Annotated in this window: 15 protein-coding genes and 1 pseudogene; 3 read left to right on the top strand and 13 right to left on the bottom strand. The window is 64.3% G+C overall.

Annotated features, from left to right (window positions below):
* Positions 1-19: 19 nt before the first annotated feature.
* On the bottom strand, positions 20-1,591 hold the full coding sequence (locus FUT88_RS23635; RefSeq protein WP_147218855.1) for a 3-hydroxyacyl-CoA dehydrogenase: 1,572 nt from the start codon (positions 1,589-1,591) through the stop codon (positions 20-22).
* A gap of 46 nt (positions 1,592-1,637) precedes the next feature.
* Here FUT88_RS23635 and FUT88_RS23630 point away from each other — a divergent pair, with 46 nt between their 5' ends.
* The gene (locus FUT88_RS23630; protein ID WP_147218853.1) at positions 1,638-2,291 is read left to right on the top strand and encodes a glutathione S-transferase; all 654 of its coding nucleotides are present in this window, start codon (positions 1,638-1,640) and stop codon (positions 2,289-2,291) included.
* A gap of 20 nt (positions 2,292-2,311) precedes the next feature.
* On the opposite strand, the gene FUT88_RS23625 is transcribed toward FUT88_RS23630, so the two are convergent.
* Entirely contained in the window at positions 2,312-3,484 is a 1,173-nt protein-coding gene (locus FUT88_RS23625; RefSeq protein ID WP_147218851.1) for a pyridoxal phosphate-dependent aminotransferase, read from the bottom strand.
* A gap of 12 nt (positions 3,485-3,496) precedes the next feature.
* Positions 3,497-4,021, bottom strand: coding sequence for a putative toxin-antitoxin system toxin component, PIN family (locus FUT88_RS23620; protein ID WP_027681068.1), 525 nt, complete (start codon positions 4,019-4,021; stop codon positions 3,497-3,499).
* A 37-nt stretch (positions 4,022-4,058) separates the two neighbouring features.
* Between FUT88_RS23620 and yaaA the strand changes: the two genes are divergently transcribed.
* Both yaaA and FUT88_RS23610 read left to right on the top strand, forming a co-directional pair.
* Positions 4,059-4,832, top strand: coding sequence for a peroxide stress protein YaaA (yaaA, locus tag FUT88_RS23615; RefSeq protein ID WP_147218849.1), 774 nt, complete (start codon positions 4,059-4,061; stop codon positions 4,830-4,832).
* Between the two features lie 14 nt (positions 4,833-4,846).
* Positions 4,847-5,992: a carboxypeptidase family protein gene (locus tag FUT88_RS23610; protein ID WP_147218847.1), complete on the top strand. Its 1,146-nt coding sequence runs from the start codon at positions 4,847-4,849 to the stop codon at positions 5,990-5,992.
* A gap of 40 nt (positions 5,993-6,032) precedes the next feature.
* On the opposite strand, the gene FUT88_RS23605 is transcribed toward FUT88_RS23610, so the two are convergent.
* From FUT88_RS23605 to FUT88_RS23560, 10 genes and pseudogenes are all read right to left on the bottom strand, one after another.
* On the bottom strand, positions 6,033-6,866 hold the full coding sequence (locus FUT88_RS23605) for a BspC domain-containing protein (RefSeq protein ID WP_147218845.1): 834 nt from the start codon (positions 6,864-6,866) through the stop codon (positions 6,033-6,035).
* 147 nt (positions 6,867-7,013) lie between these two features.
* Positions 7,014-8,612 carry an ABC transporter substrate-binding protein gene (locus FUT88_RS23600; protein ID WP_147218844.1) on the bottom strand — a complete coding sequence of 533 codons (1,599 nt, stop codon included), beginning with the start codon at positions 8,610-8,612 and terminating at the stop codon, positions 7,014-7,016.
* 161 nt (positions 8,613-8,773) lie between these two features.
* Positions 8,774-9,985, bottom strand: coding sequence for a DUF2863 family protein (locus FUT88_RS23595; RefSeq protein ID WP_024975336.1), 1,212 nt, complete (start codon positions 9,983-9,985; stop codon positions 8,774-8,776).
* Between the two features lie 97 nt (positions 9,986-10,082).
* Positions 10,083-10,364: a hypothetical protein gene (locus tag FUT88_RS23590; RefSeq protein WP_147218842.1), complete on the bottom strand. Its 282-nt coding sequence runs from the start codon at positions 10,362-10,364 to the stop codon at positions 10,083-10,085.
* Between the two features lie 216 nt (positions 10,365-10,580).
* Positions 10,581-13,285: pseudogene (acnA, locus tag FUT88_RS23585) on the bottom strand (aconitate hydratase AcnA).
* A gap of 72 nt (positions 13,286-13,357) precedes the next feature.
* Positions 13,358-13,780 carry a 2-methylcitrate dehydratase gene (locus FUT88_RS23580; RefSeq protein ID WP_147218840.1) on the bottom strand — a complete coding sequence of 141 codons (423 nt, stop codon included), beginning with the start codon at positions 13,778-13,780 and terminating at the stop codon, positions 13,358-13,360.
* 35 nt (positions 13,781-13,815) lie between these two features.
* Positions 13,816-14,355 carry a hypothetical protein gene (locus tag FUT88_RS23575; RefSeq protein WP_147218839.1) on the bottom strand — a complete coding sequence of 180 codons (540 nt, stop codon included), beginning with the start codon at positions 14,353-14,355 and terminating at the stop codon, positions 13,816-13,818.
* Between the two features lie 258 nt (positions 14,356-14,613).
* A complete protein-coding gene (gene prpB, locus FUT88_RS23570) occupies positions 14,614-15,510 on the bottom strand; it encodes a methylisocitrate lyase (RefSeq protein ID WP_147214249.1) in 897 nt (298 codons plus the stop codon).
* Between the two features lie 23 nt (positions 15,511-15,533).
* The gene (locus FUT88_RS23565; RefSeq protein ID WP_147214248.1) at positions 15,534-16,514 is read right to left on the bottom strand and encodes an HpcH/HpaI aldolase/citrate lyase family protein; all 981 of its coding nucleotides are present in this window, start codon (positions 16,512-16,514) and stop codon (positions 15,534-15,536) included.
* Positions 16,515-16,631: 117 nt separating this feature from the next.
* Positions 16,632-17,618 carry a malate dehydrogenase gene (locus FUT88_RS23560; protein ID WP_027681079.1) on the bottom strand — a complete coding sequence of 329 codons (987 nt, stop codon included), beginning with the start codon at positions 17,616-17,618 and terminating at the stop codon, positions 16,632-16,634.
* Positions 17,619-17,768 lie beyond the last annotated feature (150 nt).

The raw sequence follows: 17,768 nt of genomic DNA, 5'->3' as shown, positions 1-17,768 counted from the left end.
CAATCAGGCGTCAGGCGTATCAGGCATCAGGCGTGAGCAGCGACATGCCGAGACGGGCACGGCGCAGCAGCCACGGGCTCGGGCGATAGCGCGGATCGCCATACAGCACGTAGAGGTTCTGCAGGACTTCAAGGATGGCGTTCGTGCCCAGCGTATCGCCGAGTGCCAGCGGCCCTTTGGGATAACCGAGCCCCAGCGTGACAGCGAGGTCGATGTCCGTCGGCGTGGCAATGCGCTGCTGGGCGATGTCGCACGCGATGTTGACGATGCACGCGACGATGCGCTGCGCCACAAAGCCACCCGAATCCCGGATCACCGTGACGGGCACGCCGTCGGAGGCCAGCAAGCCGTGAGCGGCGTCACGGTAGGCCGCGTCGGTGGCGGGCGTGGTCATCAGCGTGCGGCGCTTGGTGGCGGCAAACGGATAGAGCGTGTCGAGCGCGACGGTGCGGCGTGCGTCGAGCCCCTCGGCGGCCACGCAGGCCGTGGCGTCCAGCCCGCGCGGCGTCACGATGATCAATGCATCGGCGGACGGTTTGGAACCGCCTTCGGGCGTGATGCCCAGATCGAGCAACAGGCGCTGCGCTGCGGCGTGGCCGGCGTCATGCGCGCGGCTGATCCACACCGAAGACGGGCGCGCAGACGGGGCGGGCGTTTCTGCCGGTACCTGTTTTTGCCCCTCCGGATAGCGGTAGAAACCTTCGCCCGTCTTGCGGCCCAGAATGCCGCCGGCAAAGCGCACCGCCGTGATCTGCGACGGACGATAGCGCGGCTCGTCATAGAACTGGCGGTAGACCGATTCCATCACCGGGTGCGAAACGTCCAGCCCCGTGAGGTCCATCAACTCGAACGGCCCCATGCGGAAACCGGCCTGCTCGCGCATGATGGCGTCGATGTCCGCATACGCCGCCACGCTTTCCTGCGCCACGCGCAGGCCTTCGGTATTCATGCCGCGACCGGCGTGGTTGACGATGAAGCCCGGCATGTCGATGCAGCGCACGGCGGTGTGCCCCATGCGCTGGGCGAGTGCCGCCAGGGCATCACCGGTGGCGGGCGCGCTGCGCAGGCCGTCGATGACTTCGACCACCTTCATCAGCGGCACCGGGTTGAAGAAGTGAAAGCCAGCAACGCGTTCCGGGCGCTTGCATGTGGCGGCAATCGCGGTGATCGACAGCGATGAGGTATTCGACGCCAGGATGGCATCCGCGCGGACGATGTCTTCGAGCTGGCGGAAGAGGTCGCGCTTGACGTCGAGCTTCTCGACGATGGCCTCGACCACGAGATCGCAGTCCGCCAGATCGGTGAGCGCGCCTGCAGGGACGAGCCGCGCGACGGTGGCGTCGGCTTCCTCCGCCGTCATCTTGCCCTTGGCGGCCAACTTGGCGAGCGTATCGGCCAGTGCAGTGCGCGCCGCTTCCACGGCTTGCGGGTTGGCGTCGAACAGTTTGACGCGCAAACCTGCCTGGGCCGCGATCTGCGCAATGCCGCGCCCCATGGCGCCGGTGCCCACAATCCCGATAGTCTGCATATGAAATCCGCTGCGATCGAAAGAAGTCTGGCTAAAATAGCACGAGCGTGCGATTTCTGGCATCCGCACCGACCATAACGGACGGCCAAATTACCAAGGAGACGGCTTCATGCTGACGCTATACGGTTTTTCTGCGAGCAACTACTACAACAAGGTCAAGCTCGCCCTGCTGGAAAAGGGCATCCCTTTTGAAGAATCACTGCGCTGGCCGGATCAGACCGACGGCGAAATCTCGCCGCTGCACAAGGTGCCGTATTTGAAAGATGGCGATCGCGGCATGTGCGAATCGCAGGTCATTGTCGACTACTTGGAAGCGCGCTATCCGGAACATCCGCTGATTCCGGCCGATCCGTTCCAGGCGGCCAAGGTGCGGGAGGTGGTGACCTTCCTGGAGCTGCACCTGGAGTTGGTGGCGCGCCAGCTGTTTCCCGAGGCGTTCTTCGGCGGCAAGATCAGCGACAACCTGAAGGTCAAGGTGCGCGAGCAACTGCAGAAGAACATCCCGGCGGCGGCCAAGCTGTTCAAGTTCTCGCCTTACGTCGCGGGCGAGACGTTCACCATTGCGGACTGCGCGGCCATCGTGCACTTCCCGCTGGTCAGCCAGGCCACCAAGATCATCTACGGTGAAGACCTGCTGGCGCAGGTGGAGGGCGTCAAGCCTTACCTGGCCAAGATGGCCGAGAACCCGAACGTGCAGAAGGTTCGTGCAGACAGCAAGGCCAATCTGGAGCAGATGCTGGCGCACTACGCCAGCAAGCGCTGATCGGCCTCAGCTTTACGGTCTTACACCTTCGACAAGCGCTCCAGGGCAACCTGGAGCGTTTCGTCCTTCTTGGCGAAGCAAAAGCGCACCACGCCCGATTCGTGCGGCTGCGAATAGAACGCCGATACGGGGATCGCCGCCACACCAATCTCGCTCGTCAGCCACTTGGCGAATTCGGCTTCGGGCAGGTCCGAGATGGCGCTGTAATCCACACACTGGAAGTACGTGCCCTGGCAGGGCAGCAGCTTGAAGCGGGTCTTCTCCAGGCCCGCGCGGAACAGGTCGCGTTTGTGCTGGTAGAACGCAGGCAGCTCCAGGTACGGGCGCGGATCGGCCATGTAGTTGGCCAGCCCGTGCTGCACCGGCGTATTGACGGTGAACACGTTGAACTGGTGCACCTTGCGGAATTCCGCCATCAGCGCGGCGGGGGCGGCCACGTAGCCGACCTTCCAGCCCGTCACGTGATACGTCTTGCCGAAGCTCGACACCACGAAGGCGCGCCGCGCCAGTTCCGGAATGCGCGCCACCGATGCATGCGGCACGCCGTCGTACACCATGTGCTCGTACACCTCGTCGGAGAGCAGGAGCACGTTGGTCGGCGCCAGGATCTCAGCCAGCTTGCGCATGTCGTCCGCATGCCAGACCGTGCCGGTCGGGTTGTGCGGCGTGTTGAGCATGATCAGGCGCGTGCGCGGTGTGATGGCCGCCGCCAGCGTGTCGAACGGGATGCGGAAGTCCGGTGCGTTCAGCGTGATCGGCACGACCTTGCCGCCTGCCAGTTCAATCGATGGAATGTAGCTGTCGTACGTCGGCTCGAAGACGATGACTTCATCGCCGGGGTGCACGCAGCACAGCACGGTCGTCAGCAGCGCCTGCGTGGCGCCGGCGGTGATGGTGATCTCGCGGTCGGCATCGTAAGCGTGGCAGTACAGATTGGCGATCTTCGCTGCGATGGCCTGGCGCAGGGCGGGCACGCCCGTCATCGGCGGGTATTGGTTCAGGCCGGCGCGCATGGCCTCGGACACGGCTTCGACGATGCGCGGATCGCAATCGAAATCCGGAAAGCCCTGGCCCAGGTTGACGGCCTGCTTTTCCACGGCCAGCGCCGACATCACGGTGAAGATGGTGGTGCCGACATTCGGCAGCCGCGATGGCGGCGGGGCGATGGGTGCGAGCGATTCAACAGTGGTCATGACAAGACGGCTTCAGGCTTGATTCGGGATGGCAGCTAGGGGCGTGTTTTCCAGCTGGACCAGCGCGACGAACTGCTTGGGCGGCAGCACCGCCACGTCGCAATACTTCGCCATGCGGCGCTTGAGCTTGAGCACGGCGCGGTCCTTGGAAACGAGATAGGCAACGTTGGCGGCATCGGCCAGCGCGAGAAATTTCTGGTCGTCGCGATCCTTGCAGCGTGGGACGAACGCTTCGCCTTGCACGCGGGCCGCGTCTTCAGGATCGGCGACGGACCGGGTCACGCGATCGACCCACGCGAGCGCAGCTTGCGCGTCAACGGCGTAGCGGGCGAATTGGGGATAGTCGAGCACGCGGCGCAGCTCTTCGCGACAGGCGGGGCTGATGATGGCGTCCAGCCGGCCGGCTTCCAGCGCAGCGCGGATGGGGCGCGCAACCGCATCGTCGAAGATCAGGATGTCGACCCAGATGTTGGAGTCCAGCACCACGCGCGGGGCCGGAGCCTGGGTGGAGTGGGCGAGGGCGGCAGCGTCTGCCATTCGATACAATTCCAGACTTGTGAACCGCGATTCTGACATGATCATCGTCCTCTCGCCGGCCAAGTCGCTCGACTACGACACGCCGCCGCGCACCAAGACCCACACGCTGCCCGATTTCATCGCGCGCTCCGCAGAACTCATCGAAGTGCTTCGCAAGCTGTCGCCGGCCCAGATCGGCACGCTCATGCACATTTCCGACCCGCTGGCGGCGCTCAATGCCACGCGCTACGCCGATTGGTCGCCCGAATTCACCGCCGAGAACAGCAAGCAAGCCGCGCTGGCCTTCGACGGCGACGTCTACGGCGGGCTCGACGCCAATTCGCTGGCGGTCGACGATCTGCAGTTCGCGCAGAAGCATCTGCGGATTCTGTCGGGGCTGTACGGCGTGCTGCGCCCGCTCGACTGGATGCAGCCGTATCGGCTGGAAATGGGCACGCGCCTTGCCAATCCGCGCGGCAAAGACCTGTACGCCTTCTGGGGCGACGAGGTGACGCTGGCGCTGAACAAGCTCTTCAAGCAGGACGACGATCCCGTGCTCGTCAATCTCGCGTCGGAAGAGTATTTCAAGGTGGTGCGGCCCAAGGTGCTCAAGGCGCGCATCGTCACGCCGGTGTTTGAAGACTGGAAGAACGGCCAGTACAAGATCATCTCGTTCTATGCGAAGCGTGCGCGTGGTCTGATGGCGCGCTACGCGATCGAGCATCGCATTACCGATCCGCGCAAGCTCAAGGCGTTCGATGTCGACGGCTATGCCTTTGCCGCTGCCGATTCCGACGACGAGCGCTGGGTCTTCCGCCGCAAGCTCATCTGATGACAGGATCCGACATGACTGCCAATCAACCGCACATCTCCAGCGCATTCGACAGCGGCGCCATCGAAATCGTCGATGTTGCCCGCGCCGATGCCATCCGCCTGCGCATTCGCCGCGATTCGCACGCTGATTTCATGCAGTGGTTCCATTTCCGTCTGCAAGGTGTGCGAGGCCAGGCCTGCAAGTTGGTCTTGGAAAACGCCGGCGAATGCACTTACGCCGCCGGCTGGAAGGACTACCGCGCCGTCGCCTCGTACGACCGCGAGCATTGGTTCCGTGTCCCGACCCGCTACGACGGCAAGACGTTGACGATCGAGGTGACGCCCGAGCACGACAGCATCTGGTTTGCCTATTTCGAGCCGTATTCGGACGAGCGCCACCTTTCACTCGTGGCCGCTGCGCAAACGAAACCCGGCGTGCGCACGCAGCGCTTGGGGCAAACGGTGCAGGGCCGCGACATGACGAGCATCACCGTCGGCGAACCCGGCCCCGGCAAGAAAAACGTGTGGATCATCGCGCGCCAGCATCCGGGCGAGACGATGGCCGAATGGTTCGTCGAGGGCCTGCTCGCGCGTCTGACGCGCCAAGGTGTCTGGAGCGGCGATCCCATCGGCCGGGTGCTTGCCGAGCGCGCCGTCTTTCATATCGTGCCGAACATGAACCCGGATGGCTCAGCGCTGGGCAACCTGCGCACCAATGCCGCGGGTGCGAACCTGAACCGCGAGTGGATGGAACCCGACGCGCAGCGCAGCCCCGAAGTGCTGGCGGTGCGCCAGGCCATCGAGCAAACCGGCGTCGATCTGTTCTTCGACATCCACGGCGACGAGGCGCTGCCTTATGTATTCGTGGCCGGTAGTGAAATGCTGCCAGGCTTTACCGACGCGCAGCGTGCGGATCAGGACCGCTTTGTCGCGGCGTTCCTCCGTGCTTCACCGGATTTCCAGACGCGATACGGCTACGAGGCCAGCAAGTACAACGAAGACGCGCTCAAGCTCGCCTCCAAGTACATCGGCCACACGTATGGCTGCCTGTCGTTGACGCTGGAAATGCCGTTCAAGGACAACGCCGACCTGCCCGACGCGCGCGTCGGCTGGGATGGCGCCCGCAGCGCCGCATTGGGCGCGGCCATGCTGCAGGCGATCCTGGAGTATCTCGGCTGAAGATAAACGCCGCGCCGCCTGGGTTGGCGGCGCGTTGCGCTTAGTTCGAGGACGACTTCTTCGTCGTCTTCTTTGCCGTCGACTTGGCGGTGGATTTGCTTGCCGTGGTCGACTTGGTCTTGGCGGTGCCGCTGCCCTTGGCTGACTTGGCCGTCGCTTTTGTCGAGGCCTTGCCCTTGGCGGTGGACTTGCCATGTGCTGCTGCACTGGTCGTGCAGCGATGGCCGCGGCGGCAGTGCGTGCGCGCTGTCGAAGAGGAGGGCGCGGCCGGCGCAGCGAACGGCTGACCGTTGGCGTCGAGCAGCTCATACGCCAGCATCATCCCTTCGTCATACCCGCAGCGCACGCGCACGGGTTCCCACTGGTCATTGCCCGTGCCGCGCTTGTGCACGGCGGCATTGAAGGTGATCACGCTCGACACCTTGATCGCGCCTTGCTTGCTGGACGAGAAGCGCGAGTCCCACGGCTCGACCTTGGCCTGGTCGTTGGAAAGCGCACCGGTTGGCAGGCGGAACTGATCGAAATTGGTCGAGCGCGGAATGATCCAGCTCGCATGCGCAGCGCAGTCCGCCACGTCGGGGCGGGCACCTTCCGATTGAATCAGACGGTCACGGGTTTGTGCGCGGTACTCGGACAAGCTCATCTTGTCCTTGGACGGCAGGTTGACCGTGGTGGTGCCGCTGTTGTCGGTCGAGCCGAAGACGATGGGCGGCGTGGTCGGGGCCGGCTGGATGGCCGGCTTGGCTTGTACGGCTGGGGTGCTTGGCGTGGCGTTGGTGGCCTGGGCCGACGCATCGGTCGGTTCAGTCTGCAAGTTGGAGCAGGCGGCCAGCAAAGCGACGACGCCGAGACAGAGTAGTTTGGGTCGCAACATCACGAGTGTTACAGGGTGTCGGCGTGGAAATCGCCATGATAGAGGAAAGCTCAGGACGAAAGTTCCTGCTAGTTACCCCAATGCGGCACATCGGGCGAATTTGCTGTAACAGCGCGTTACGGCACGGTGTTCGTTACCAAGCGATCATCATTGCTTGGTGAACAACCAGGCAAGCGACCATTCGTCGGTGCGGGCCTCGTAGCGAATGCCCTTGCGCATGGCCCACGTGGCGAGCTGGTGATGCGACGGGATGATCGCGTAGTCGGTCTGCGCAAAGCGCGCCGCGGTCTTGGCGGCCTGCTCGTGAGCCTGTTCGCTCGACACCGTCGAGAGCGACGTCTGTACCAGTTTGTCCAGCTCCGGATTGCTGTAGCGGCCCCAGTTCCAGGAGCCGTAGCCGGTTTGCGCGTTCGGCGTGCCCAGGATACTGCGCAGCGCGACATCGGCCGCTACCGAGCCCCAGCCGAGCATCATGAACGAGAACTCGCCCTGACGTGCGCGGGAGAAATACGCTGCCACCGGCAACGTTTCCACCTTCGTCTGGATGCCGATGCGCGTGAGCAGCTGCGCAGTGGTCTGCGCGACCTGCACGTCGTTCAGATACCGATTGTTGGTGGCGTGCAGCGTGAGCCCGAAACCGTCGGGGTAACCGGCCTCGGCAAGCAGTTTCTTGGCGCGAGCCGGGTCATATGCGATCGGCTTGCCGCCCGGATGCCCGAAGATCTGCGGCGAGACGATGCTCGACGCCACCACGCCTTGGCCCTCGAGCACGCGGCTGACAATGGCATCGCGGTTGATGGCCAGCGCGATGGCCTCGCGCACGCGATGGTCCTTGAGCGGATTCTTGGCGAGGGGCTTGCCGGCCTTGTCGGTCACGAACGGCGAAGCATCGCGGCTCTGATCCATCTGCCAGAAAATCGTGCGCCATGACACCTGCTGTTCGAGGTGGAATTTGGGGTCTTGCTTGATGCGCGGCACGTCCGCAGCCGGTACGGCCTCGACGACATCCACATCGCCCGAGAGCAGCGCGGCTGTGCGCGCCGCATTGTCCGTGATGATCTTGAACGTCACCTTGTCCCACTGCGGCACGCGGCCCCAATAGTGCGGGTTCTTCTTCAGGACGATTTCCTGCCCGCGCGTGAAGTGGTCGAACAGGAACGGACCGGTGCCGATCATGGCGCGGCCAGCATCGAAGTCCGCCTGCGCCGCGTTGGCCACTTTCTTCGGGATGATGGGCAAGCTGTTCAGATCGTTGGGGATGCTCGCGTAATTGGGTGTCGACAACTTCAGCCGCACCGTTAGCGGATCGACGATCTGTACATCGGTGATCGATTTCGTATAGCTCGTGAACGGGCCTGGGCTGTTGGTGAGGCGCGCGGGCCGCTCGATCGATGCCTTCACGTCTTCGCCGGTGAACGGCGTGCCGTCGCTCCACTTCACGTTGGGGCGGAGCTTGATCTCCCAGGTGTTGGCGTCGACGGGTTTCCAAGACGTGGCCAAGCCAGGCGTGTAGCGGCCGTTCTTGTCGAGAAAGACCAGCGACTCGAAGATGTGCAGCGCCATGGCGTTGTTGGGGCCGGCGTTGTTCCACTGCGGGTCCATCGACGTGACGTCGGCGGACAGGCCGATGCGCAGGTCGTCGGCGTGCGCGGCGAACGGCGCCGCGGCAGCCGCTGCCAGCGCACAGGCTGCGAGGTTGCGGATCAGGGCGCGGATGGGAACACACAAGAGGGCACGGGTTGTCATCGGGAGGCTCCTGGGGTTCGGCGGTGATGCCATGTGGCGGAAGACCGTCATTGTGCCGCAGCCCGGCGGGGCGCGTGCGACGCAAACCGACAATCAATATGAACGATCGCGGAGCAATAAAGAAGCCACCCGGAGGTGGCTTTGATCACGCGCGTCGCCCGTCAGTGGAACAGCGGCTGCTGGGTCGGCGCGTCTTCCGGCATTTCTGCGTGGACGATTTCGGCCGAGCGGTCTGCATAGAGCGGGGCGCCGCAGTCTTCGCAGTACTCGGGTTCGAAGAGCTGGCCGTGGCGGAAGATGTCTTCGATGCCGCAGGCGCGCAATTCATCGCAGATCTGCTCCAGCGGGCTGCCCGGTTCGCCTTCCGCGGTGACATCGGTGGCGCCGCCGTCTCGGCCGTAGACGGGCCAGACGATGCCGTAGATGAGGTCTTTCTCGCCGCGCACCGTGAAGGCCACCCGGTATTCCTCGATCTGCTCTTCACCGAACGCGCCGATGATGGCGCCAAAGCGGTTGGCCGGCATATCCAGCGCGCCCTGCAGGTAATTGACGGCGGCGCGCACGGTCAGCGGACGGATCTGCTTGTCGGATTCGCGGCAGGACAGGAAGAAGGCGTCGGGCAGCAGCAGGTCGAACTCGCAGCCGGGCATCAGCGTGGAGATGGTCGGCGTGACCTGTTCGCGCCATTGCTCGAGGCAGGCGGAGCGCTCCGCGTGGTGCTCCTTGGCGTCTTCCTGCCAGCGGAACAGGGCCTGGCCGTGCTGCGCCACGACGATCGCCACCAGGTAGCGAGGGTCGGCCAGGATCGGCGCCGTTTCCGGCATGTCGCGCAGTTCGACCTTGGCCGGCTGGCCCGACAGCGCATACGCCGCCAGCTTGTGCGTGAGCGCAAAGGTGTCGGAGTGCGTGCGCGGCAGCTGATCGATGCTGTACAGGTAAGGGGCCAGCGCCACGCGGGCGTTGGAAGCCATCACATGCGCCTGCAGGTGGACCTGCAGCGTTTGCGCCATCTCGGGCTTGATGGTGCCCGACGGGATCATGTAACGCGTGTGCGCCAGGATGGGCGCCGCGATCAGCAGCGCGTCATATTCGACGCCGCCCGAGCTGAGGATGGCCGATTCGGCGAGCGTCTCGGCCTGCTCGGCGAGCACGTCGGAGGCTTCCTCGTTGTGCTTGAAAAGATGGTCTAGCGCGGCGTCGAGCGCGGTCTGGCTGCCGTTCTTGAGCAGCCGGGAAAGACGTTCGGACAGCCTTTGTTCCCAATAGACGTCTTCGATGCGGCTGCCCGACGCGTCGAGCGCCAGCGCATCGGCCACCAGCCGTTCTGCATCGGGGGAAAGACGTTGGGGAGCCTTGGAGCGGAATCCTGCCATGCTGTGCCGTACCGTTCGTTGGAAGAATGAAGGGGCGTTATTTTACCCTTGTACGCTGCTGCGCGACGCCCATTGCGAAACCTGTCAGGCGAAAACCTTAAGGCTTGGCCGCAGGCGCCGAGGCTGCGGAGGCCGCGCTGCTTGCGCTCGCAGGTGCGGAAGCCGCTGCGGGTTCGGATGCAGCCGGCGTGCTGGCCGGTGCCGTATGCGTCTCGGCAACCGGCGCGGAAGCTGCCATTGGCGGAGGCGGGGGCACAGGCGCCGCTGCTACGGCGGGCGTTGCCGGGGCCGGGGCCTGGGCGTCGGTCTGCGGTGCCTTGAACAGGATGTAGAACACGGCAGCCGCCACGACGATGAAGGCAAGTACCACTTGGGCCATGGGTGCGGGACTCCAGCAATGAAACGGTCAGGCGAGGCCGGGCGGCGAGCGTGCCTCCAACGGGGCGGGCACATCACACGGCCGATTCGGCACACTGTACCAAAGCCTGCTTGCCGATTGGGGCATCGTCACCTTGTTTGATTTGGCAGGCAATAAAAAACCGGCTCCGAAGAGCCGGCTTTCGATCTGCACCTTCGCAGCGTGGTGGCTTGAAACTTAAGCCGCCAGCAGCTGGCGCAGCACGAACGGCAGGATGCCGCCGTGCTTGTAGTAATCCACTTCGATCGGCGTGTCGATGCGCAGCAGCACTTGCGCACGCGTGGTCTCGCCGTTGGCGCGATGGATGACCAGGGTGACGTCCTGTTGCGGCTTGATTTCGCCGTCGAGGCCCTCGATGTCGAAGGTTTCGTCGCCCACGATGCCCAGCGATTGCGCCGAGTCGCTGCCCTTGAACTGCAGCGGCAGCACGCCCATGCCCACCAGGTTCGAGCGGTGGATACGTTCGAAGCTGCGTGCGATCACGGCCTTCACGCCCAGCAGCTGCGTGCCCTTGGCGGCCCAGTCGCGCGAGCTGCCCGTGCCGTACTCTTCGCCGCCGAACACGACCGTCGGCGTGCCTTCGGCGATGTACTTCATGGCGGCGTCGTAGATCGACATTTGTTCGCCGCTCGGCTGGAACAGCGTTTCGCCGCCTTCCACGCGCGAACCGTCCGCCTTGGCGGGGATCATCAGGTTCTTGATGCGCACGTTGGCGAACGTGCCGCGCATCATCACCTCATGGTTGCCGCGGCGCGAACCGTAGCTGTTGAAGTCGGCCTTGAGCACGCCGTTAGCCAGCAGGTACTTGCCGGCGGGCGACGTTTCCTTGATCGAACGGCCGGGGAGATGTGGTCGGTCGTCACGGAATCGCCGAACACGCCCAGTGCGCGTGCGCCCTTGACCGATGCCGAAGCCGCCGCCGGCGTCATGCCAAAGCCTTCGAAGAACGGCGGCTCGGCGATGTACGTCGACTTCGGCCAGTCGTAGACCTGGCCCTTCGTGCCCTTGACGTTGGCCCACAGCTTGGACGGCTTCTTGACCTGCTCGTAGTTCGTGCGGAACGTGTCGGCGTTCATCGCGAACTTCATCAGCTTGGCGATCTCGTCCGAGCTTGGCCAAATGTCACCTAGATACACGTCCTTGCCATTCTTGCCCTTGCCGACCGGCTCGGTCATGAGGTCGCGCGTCACGTTGCCGGCGATCGCGTAGGCGACGACCAGCGGCGGAGAAGCCAGGAAGTTGGCGCGGATGTTCGGGTGGATGCGCGCTTCAAAGTTGCGGTTGCCCGACAGCACGGCGGCCGCAACGATGTCGTTCTTCACGATGGCTTCGTTGAGTTCCGGCGTTAGGTCGCCGGCGTTGCCGATACAGGTCGTGCAGCCGTAGGCCGTCACGCCAAAGCCGAGCTTTTCCAGATACGGCAGCAGGCCGGCGGCTTCCAGGTACTTCGTCACCACGCGGCTTCCCGGGGCGAGCGAGGTCTTGATGTGCGGCGCCACTTCCAAACCGGCTTCGACGGCCTTCTTGGCCAGCAGGCCCGCTGCCAGCAGCACGCTCGGGTTGGACGTGTTCGTGCACGAGGTGATTGCCGCAATCAGCACGTCGCCGCTCTTCACGTTGACGCCGTTGGTGGTCGTGAAGGTCTTGTCGAGGTCTTCCGCTTTCTTGTTGAAGCCGTTCTCCGCAACGGGCTTCGAGAACAGCGACGAGAACGTCGACTTCACGTTGCCGATTTCGATGCGGTCTTGCGGGCGCTTGGGGCCGGCCAGCGACGGGGCCACCGTACCCAGATCCAGCGTCAGCGTCTTGGTGTAGTCGATTTCGCCGGCCTTCGGCACGCCGAACAGCTTTTGCGCCTTGAAGTAGCCTTCGAACGCAGCGATTTCTTCCTGCGTGCGGCCCGTGCCCTTGAAGTAATCGATGGTCTTTTCGTCGACCGGGAAGAAGCCCATCGTGGCGCCGTATTCCGGAGCCATGTTGCCGATGGTTGCGCGATCCGGCAGCGACAGGCTGGCCGTGCCTTCGCCGAAGAACTCGACGAACTTGCCGACGACCTTCTCCTTGCGCAGCATTTCGGTGATCGTGAGCACCAGGTCGGTGGCGGTGCAGCCTTCACGCAGGCGGCCCTTCAGCTCAACGCCGACGACGTCCGGCGTCAGGAAGTACACCGGCTGGCCGAGCATGCCGGCTTCGGCCTCGATGCCGCCCACGCCCCAGCCGACCACGCCGATACCGTTGATCATGGTGGTGTGGCTGTCGGTGCCGACCAGCGTATCCGGGTAGAACACGCCGTCCTTCTTGTGCACGCCGCGCGCCAGGTATTCCAGGTTGACCTGGTGGACGATGCCGAAGCCCGGCTGCACCACGCCAAACGTGTCGAATGCCTGCATGCCCCACTTCATGAACTGGTAGCGCTCGTTGTTGCGCGAGAATTCCAGTTGCATGTTCAGATCCAGCGCCTTCTTCTCGCGGAAGTGGTCGATCTGCACCGAGTGATCCACCACCAGGTCGACCGGCACCAGCGGCTCGATCTTCTTGGGGTTCTTGCCCATGCGCTCGGCCACGTTGCGCATGGCGGCCAGGTCGGCCAGCAGCGGCACGCCGGTAAAGTCCTGCAGCACCACGCGAGCGACCACGAAGGGGATTTCGTCGACGCGCTCGGCGGTCGGCTTCCAGTTGGCCAGTTGCGCGACGTGCTCTTCGGTCACCTTCTTGCCATCGCAATTGCGCAGCACGGATTCCAGCACGATGCGGATCGACACCGGCAGGCGCTCGATCGCCACGCCCAGTTCCTTGCCCAGTTGCGGCAGGGAGTGGAACTTGCCGGTCTGGCCGCCGTTGATCTTAAATTCCTTGAGTGTATTTTTGAGATTGTGGGGCATGGCATGACTCCAAGGCTTGAGGATTGCGCGGGGTGCCGGGGCGCCCGTTGCGGATACATCAAATCGACAAAATCAAATCACGTACAAACCGACAACACGCTTTGACCGGCACAGCTTCTGGCCGGTCGGGTACTCCGCCACGACACCGCCGAACGTCTTGCCGCCGTGGATGCGGGCGGTGATGCCGTGGGCGATCGAACGCATTTTGGCGTCGTGGTCATTCGTGGGGAAAGGCTGGTCTTCCTCGCGGGCGGCTTTCATGCGCAGCACATCGGTGCGCGGGCCGCGGGCGACGGTATCTTGCTGATCTTCGATGGCCTGACGGCCGAAGCGCGGTGTGCCGGGAGCCGCCGTACACGACGTGCCCGTCGGGGCATTCGGCAGGACGGTCCCAGACACAAAAGGCCCAAGGCGCCCGGCGTATCCAGGCAAGGTCACATCGTCGACGATGACCTTGTCCGGATTCGTGCGGATGTTCGCAACCGGTGCGGACATGGGCGGTTCCTGTGGGCCTCTTGCGCGATATCGCGTTACTGCTGCGCCGGTTGCGCTGCACCCGGAGCGGGGGCCGGAGCCGGCGACGGGCTGTCCGGCATCATCAGCGGCAGGCCGGCCGGGGCGCGCAGGGCGCCGGCTTGCGTCGGGGCCGGTGCGCCGGCAGCCATTTCGGCGGTCTGGCACTCATCGGCCAGGCGGTGGCCTTCGTTGCGGTCGAACAGCATGGCCTTGGACGGGATCACCACCAGGTCCATGCCGGTCTTCTGGTCGAAGTAACGGTCGGCGCCGGTGCGGGTCATCTGGCGCGGCAGCTGGTAGTTCTTGCCCTTCCAGTGCATCGTGATGATCTGGTCGCGGGCCATGTCGCCCTTGAGGTACAGCTCGTTGCCAAGCTCACACTTCCATTCGACGCCTTCCGGCTTGACGGCGGCAACAGGCGCGGCCTTCTTGGCGGCACGCTTCTTGGCCGGAGCCTTCTTGGCAGCCGGCTTGGCCGGGGCCTGGGCGGTTGCATATTGCGATGCAGCCAGCGAAAGAACGCCAGCACAGGCGCCCACGATGAATTTGTTCATAGGGTTTCCTTCGGTAAGACAGAGTGGGGGAGGCGGCTGCCAGGCCACGGAATGCCACGGCATTTCGCACACCGGCCGGTATTTTGACCGATTTGGACGCCGTGCCCAACGTTCTGTTACATGCTCGCCCGACCGCTACGCCAAACGGGGGTGTCGCGCCAGCATCGGCACCGTTTTCCGGGTTGTTTCCGGGGCAAGTTATCCCGCAGTCTTGTCTTCCGTTCTCCTTGTTTGCGTTGGGATGGATGGGGGAGTGGCTCAACCGCGGTTCTGTGCGAACAGCGCGTCCAGCTTGGCTTCGTAGTCGTGGTAACCGATGCTGTCGTAGAGTTCCATGCGCGTCTGCATGGTATCGACGACGTTCCGTTGCGTGCCATCGCGGCGAATGGCTGCGTACACGTTCTCCGCAGCCTTGTTCATCGCGCGGAATGCCGACAGCGGATACAGGATCATCGACACCCCGGCGGAGGCCAGTTCGTCGCGCGTGAACAGCGGCGTCTGGCCAAATTCGGTGATGTTGGCCAGCACCGGCACCTTCACCGCGTCGACGAACTTGCGGTACATCGACAGTTCCGTCATCGCCTCGGGAAAGATCGCGTCCGCGCCGGCTTCCACGCAGGCCACGGCGCGTTCCAAGGCGCGGTCGAACCCTTCGACGGCAAGCGCATCGGTGCGGGCCATGACGACAAAGTCGGCGTCGGTGCGGGCATCGACGGCGGCCTTGATGCGATCGACCATCTCGTCCCTCGAGACGATTTCTTTGTTGGGCCGATGGCCGCAGCGCTTGGCGCCGACCTGGTCTTCGATGTGCATGGCCGCGGCGCCAAACTTGATGAGCGACTTGGTCGTGCGCGCCACATTGAAGGCGGAAGCGCCGAAGCCCGTGTCGACGTCCACCAGCAGCGGCACGTCACACACATCGGTGATGCGGCGGACGTCGGTCAGCACGTCGTCCAGGCCAGATATGCCGAGGTCAGGCAGGCCCAGCGAGCCTGCTGCCACGCCGCCGCCTGACAGGTAGATGGCGCGATAGCCGGCGCGCTTGGCCAGCAGCGCGTGGTTGGCGTTGATGGTGCCGACGATCTGCAGCGGCGATTCTTCGACCAGCGCCTGGCGGAAGCGGGCGCTTGCGCTGGTTTGGGTGTTTGCCGTCATGGCGAATCTCCTTTCTACGGTTGTCACGCGAAGAACCGCGCGACGGCGTCGGCCGGCATCTCCACGCCGGTGGTATGCGCACGTTGCAGCACGGCCCACCAATAGCGATAGCTCGCGCGGTCATGCAGCCGGCCTTCGTGCTGGATCGGGCCCCACGAGGCATCCTGCGCAGCCGCAAGAATGGCGCCCGCGTGTGTCACTTCTTCGTGCGATGGGCGGAATGCGGAAACGATCGGCGCGATCTGGTCGGGATGGATGCTCCACTTGCGCAGATAGCCGAACTCGTTGCGGGCACGCGCGGCATCGGCGCCGGCGCGGTCCGGGTGCTTGATATCGGTGCTGACGTTGTGCGACGGCACCTTGCCGTGCGCGTGGCACGCGGCAGAAATCTCGGCAAGCGCGCGGCGGATCAGCGGATGTTCGAACTGCTCGGGCGAGCCCATCGCCGCGCCCGGAATCGCACCGTTGTGGGCGGAAACGAAATCCATCAGGCCGAAACTCAGGCATTCGACCTGCACCAGCGAGGCGATATCGAACACCTGTGCCAGCGCGCCATGCGTTTCGATCAGCACGTGAATCGGCAGGTGCCTCGCAATGCCGGCAGCCTTGGCCGCCTGGTTGACGCGATCGGTCACGCGCGCCACTTCCACGACGTCACGTACCTTCGGCACGGTCACGTAGGCGAGGCGGCGGCCGGCAAGGCCGACCAGGATGTCGACGTCTTGCGTCCACGCATCGTGGTTCGGATCGTGGATGCGCACGCCAACGCGGTTGAAGCGGTTGTCGTCGCTGTTGATGAGTGCGGCGGCCAGTTCGGCATGCGCGCGTTCCTGGCCGACGGCGGCGCCGTCTTCGCAGTCAAACGTGATGTCGAAAACCGGGCCAAGGGTTTGTTGCAGGGCGAGCGACTTGCGCATCAGTTTTTCTGCGCCCGCGTAGTGGTCGCAGACCGGCAGCTGGGCCGGCAGGGCATCGTCCTGGAACAAAACCTCGGTGGGGTGCACGGGGTGGTATCGGTTGGGCGGCGCGGTAACGCCTGCGTTTTGTTCGAAATGCAGGTGTAAAAAAACCGGAGGGTTCGCTGCCGATCCGCTCCGGTTTCTTCTTTTAGATCATGCGGATCACAGCAGATGCTGCACGCCCGCACGCTCGCCTTCCAGCTCGTCGAGCGTGATCTTGATCTTGCCTTGGCTGTACTCGTCGATTTCCAGGCCTTCGACGATCTTGTACTTGCCGTTTTCCGTGGTGACCGGGAAGCCGAACATCACGTCCTTCGGAATGCCGTATTCGCCGTTCGACGGGATGCCCATCGTGACGATCTTGCCGTTGCTGCCGAGCACCCAGTCACGCACGTGGTCGATGGCGGCGTTGGCAGCCGAAGCAGCCGACGACAGGCCGCGCGCTTCGATGATGGCGGCGCCGCGCTTGCCAACGGTCGGCAGGAACACGTCGTTGTTCCACACCGGGTCGTTGATCATGTCCTTGACGCTCTTGCCGTCGATCGTGGCGTAGCGGTAGTCGGCGTACATCGTCGGGCTGTGGTTGCCCCACACGAACAGCTTTTCGATGCTCGACACCGGCTTGCCGGTCTTGGCGGCGATCTGCGACAGGGCGCGGTTGTGGTCCAGGCGCAGCATGGCGGTGAAGTTCTCGCGCGGCAGGTCCGGCGCCGACTTCATGGCGATGTAGGCGTTGGTGTTGGCCGGGTTGCCGACCACCAGCACCTTGACGTTGCGCGAGGCAACGGCGTTCAGTGCCTTGCCTTGCGCCGTGAAGATCTGGGCGTTGGCCGACAGCAGGTCTGCACGTTCCATGCCCGGACCGCGGGGGCGGGCGCCCACCAGCAGGGCCACGTCGACGTCCTTGAACGCGGTCATCGGGTCGGAGTGGGCTTCCATGCCGGCCAGCAGCGGGAAGGCGCAGTCTTCGATCTCCATCATCACGCCCTTGAGCGCCTTCTGGGCCTTCTCATCGGGGATTTCCAGCAGTTGCAGGATGACGGGTTGATCCTTGCCCAGCATTTCGCCGGCAGCGATGCGGAACAGCAGGGCGTAACCGATCTGTCCAGCAGCGCCGGTCACTGCGACGCGCATGGGTGCTTTTGCCATGAGAACTCTCCAAACGGTAGTGAAAGCGGATCGCACTGCGTGCGGCGCGCATCCCGGCGGGATGTCGGTGCAGCCTCGCAGGCATTGCCGGCAACGGTCGGCGCCTCGTGGGCGGTCGGCTCAGAATCGGCAAGAGCCTCGCAGTTTACT

Source organism: Ralstonia sp. TCR112, assembly GCF_007997035.1.
In the GTDB taxonomy this organism is placed as follows: domain Bacteria; phylum Pseudomonadota; class Gammaproteobacteria; order Burkholderiales; family Burkholderiaceae; genus Ralstonia; species Ralstonia edaphi.
Note: the sequence above shows the minus strand (reverse complement) of the source record. Positions and strands in the feature narration are given on the sequence as shown.

What these genes read in the sequence shown, in the direction of transcription:
- FUT88_RS23620 (WP_027681068.1), bottom strand. Translation starts at nt 4,021, where the DNA reads ATGGCAGACGCTGCCGCCCTCGCCCACTCCACCCAGGCTCCGGCCCCG.
- FUT88_RS23580 (WP_147218840.1), bottom strand. Translation starts at nt 13,780, where the DNA reads ATGTCCGCACCGGTTGCGAACATCCGCACGAATCCGGACAAGGTCATC.
- FUT88_RS23600 (WP_147218844.1), bottom strand. Translation starts at nt 8,612, where the DNA reads ATGACAACCCGTGCCCTCTTGTGTGTTCCCATCCGCGCCCTGATCCGC.
- FUT88_RS23635 (WP_147218855.1), bottom strand. Translation starts at nt 1,591, where the DNA reads ATGCCAGAAATCGCACGCTCGTGCTATTTTAGCCAGACTTCTTTCGAT.
- FUT88_RS23575 (WP_147218839.1), bottom strand. Translation starts at nt 14,355, where the DNA reads ATGAACAAATTCATCGTGGGCGCCTGTGCTGGCGTTCTTTCGCTGGCT.
- FUT88_RS23625 (WP_147218851.1), bottom strand. Translation starts at nt 3,484, where the DNA reads ATGACCACTGTTGAATCGCTCGCACCCATCGCCCCGCCGCCATCGCGG.
- FUT88_RS23605 (WP_147218845.1), bottom strand. Translation starts at nt 6,866, where the DNA reads ATGTTGCGACCCAAACTACTCTGTCTCGGCGTCGTCGCTTTGCTGGCC.
- FUT88_RS23610 (WP_147218847.1), top strand. Translation starts at nt 4,847, where the DNA reads ATGACTGCCAATCAACCGCACATCTCCAGCGCATTCGACAGCGGCGCC.
- FUT88_RS23590 (WP_147218842.1), bottom strand. Translation starts at nt 10,364, where the DNA reads ATGGCCCAAGTGGTACTTGCCTTCATCGTCGTGGCGGCTGCCGTGTTC.
- FUT88_RS23595 (WP_024975336.1), bottom strand. Translation starts at nt 9,985, where the DNA reads ATGGCAGGATTCCGCTCCAAGGCTCCCCAACGTCTTTCCCCCGATGCA.
- FUT88_RS23560 (WP_027681079.1), bottom strand. Translation starts at nt 17,618, where the DNA reads ATGGCAAAAGCACCCATGCGCGTCGCAGTGACCGGCGCTGCTGGACAG.
- prpB (WP_147214249.1), bottom strand. Translation starts at nt 15,510, where the DNA reads ATGACGGCAAACACCCAAACCAGCGCAAGCGCCCGCTTCCGCCAGGCG.
- yaaA (WP_147218849.1), top strand. Translation starts at nt 4,059, where the DNA reads ATGATCATCGTCCTCTCGCCGGCCAAGTCGCTCGACTACGACACGCCG.
- FUT88_RS23630 (WP_147218853.1), top strand. Translation starts at nt 1,638, where the DNA reads ATGCTGACGCTATACGGTTTTTCTGCGAGCAACTACTACAACAAGGTC.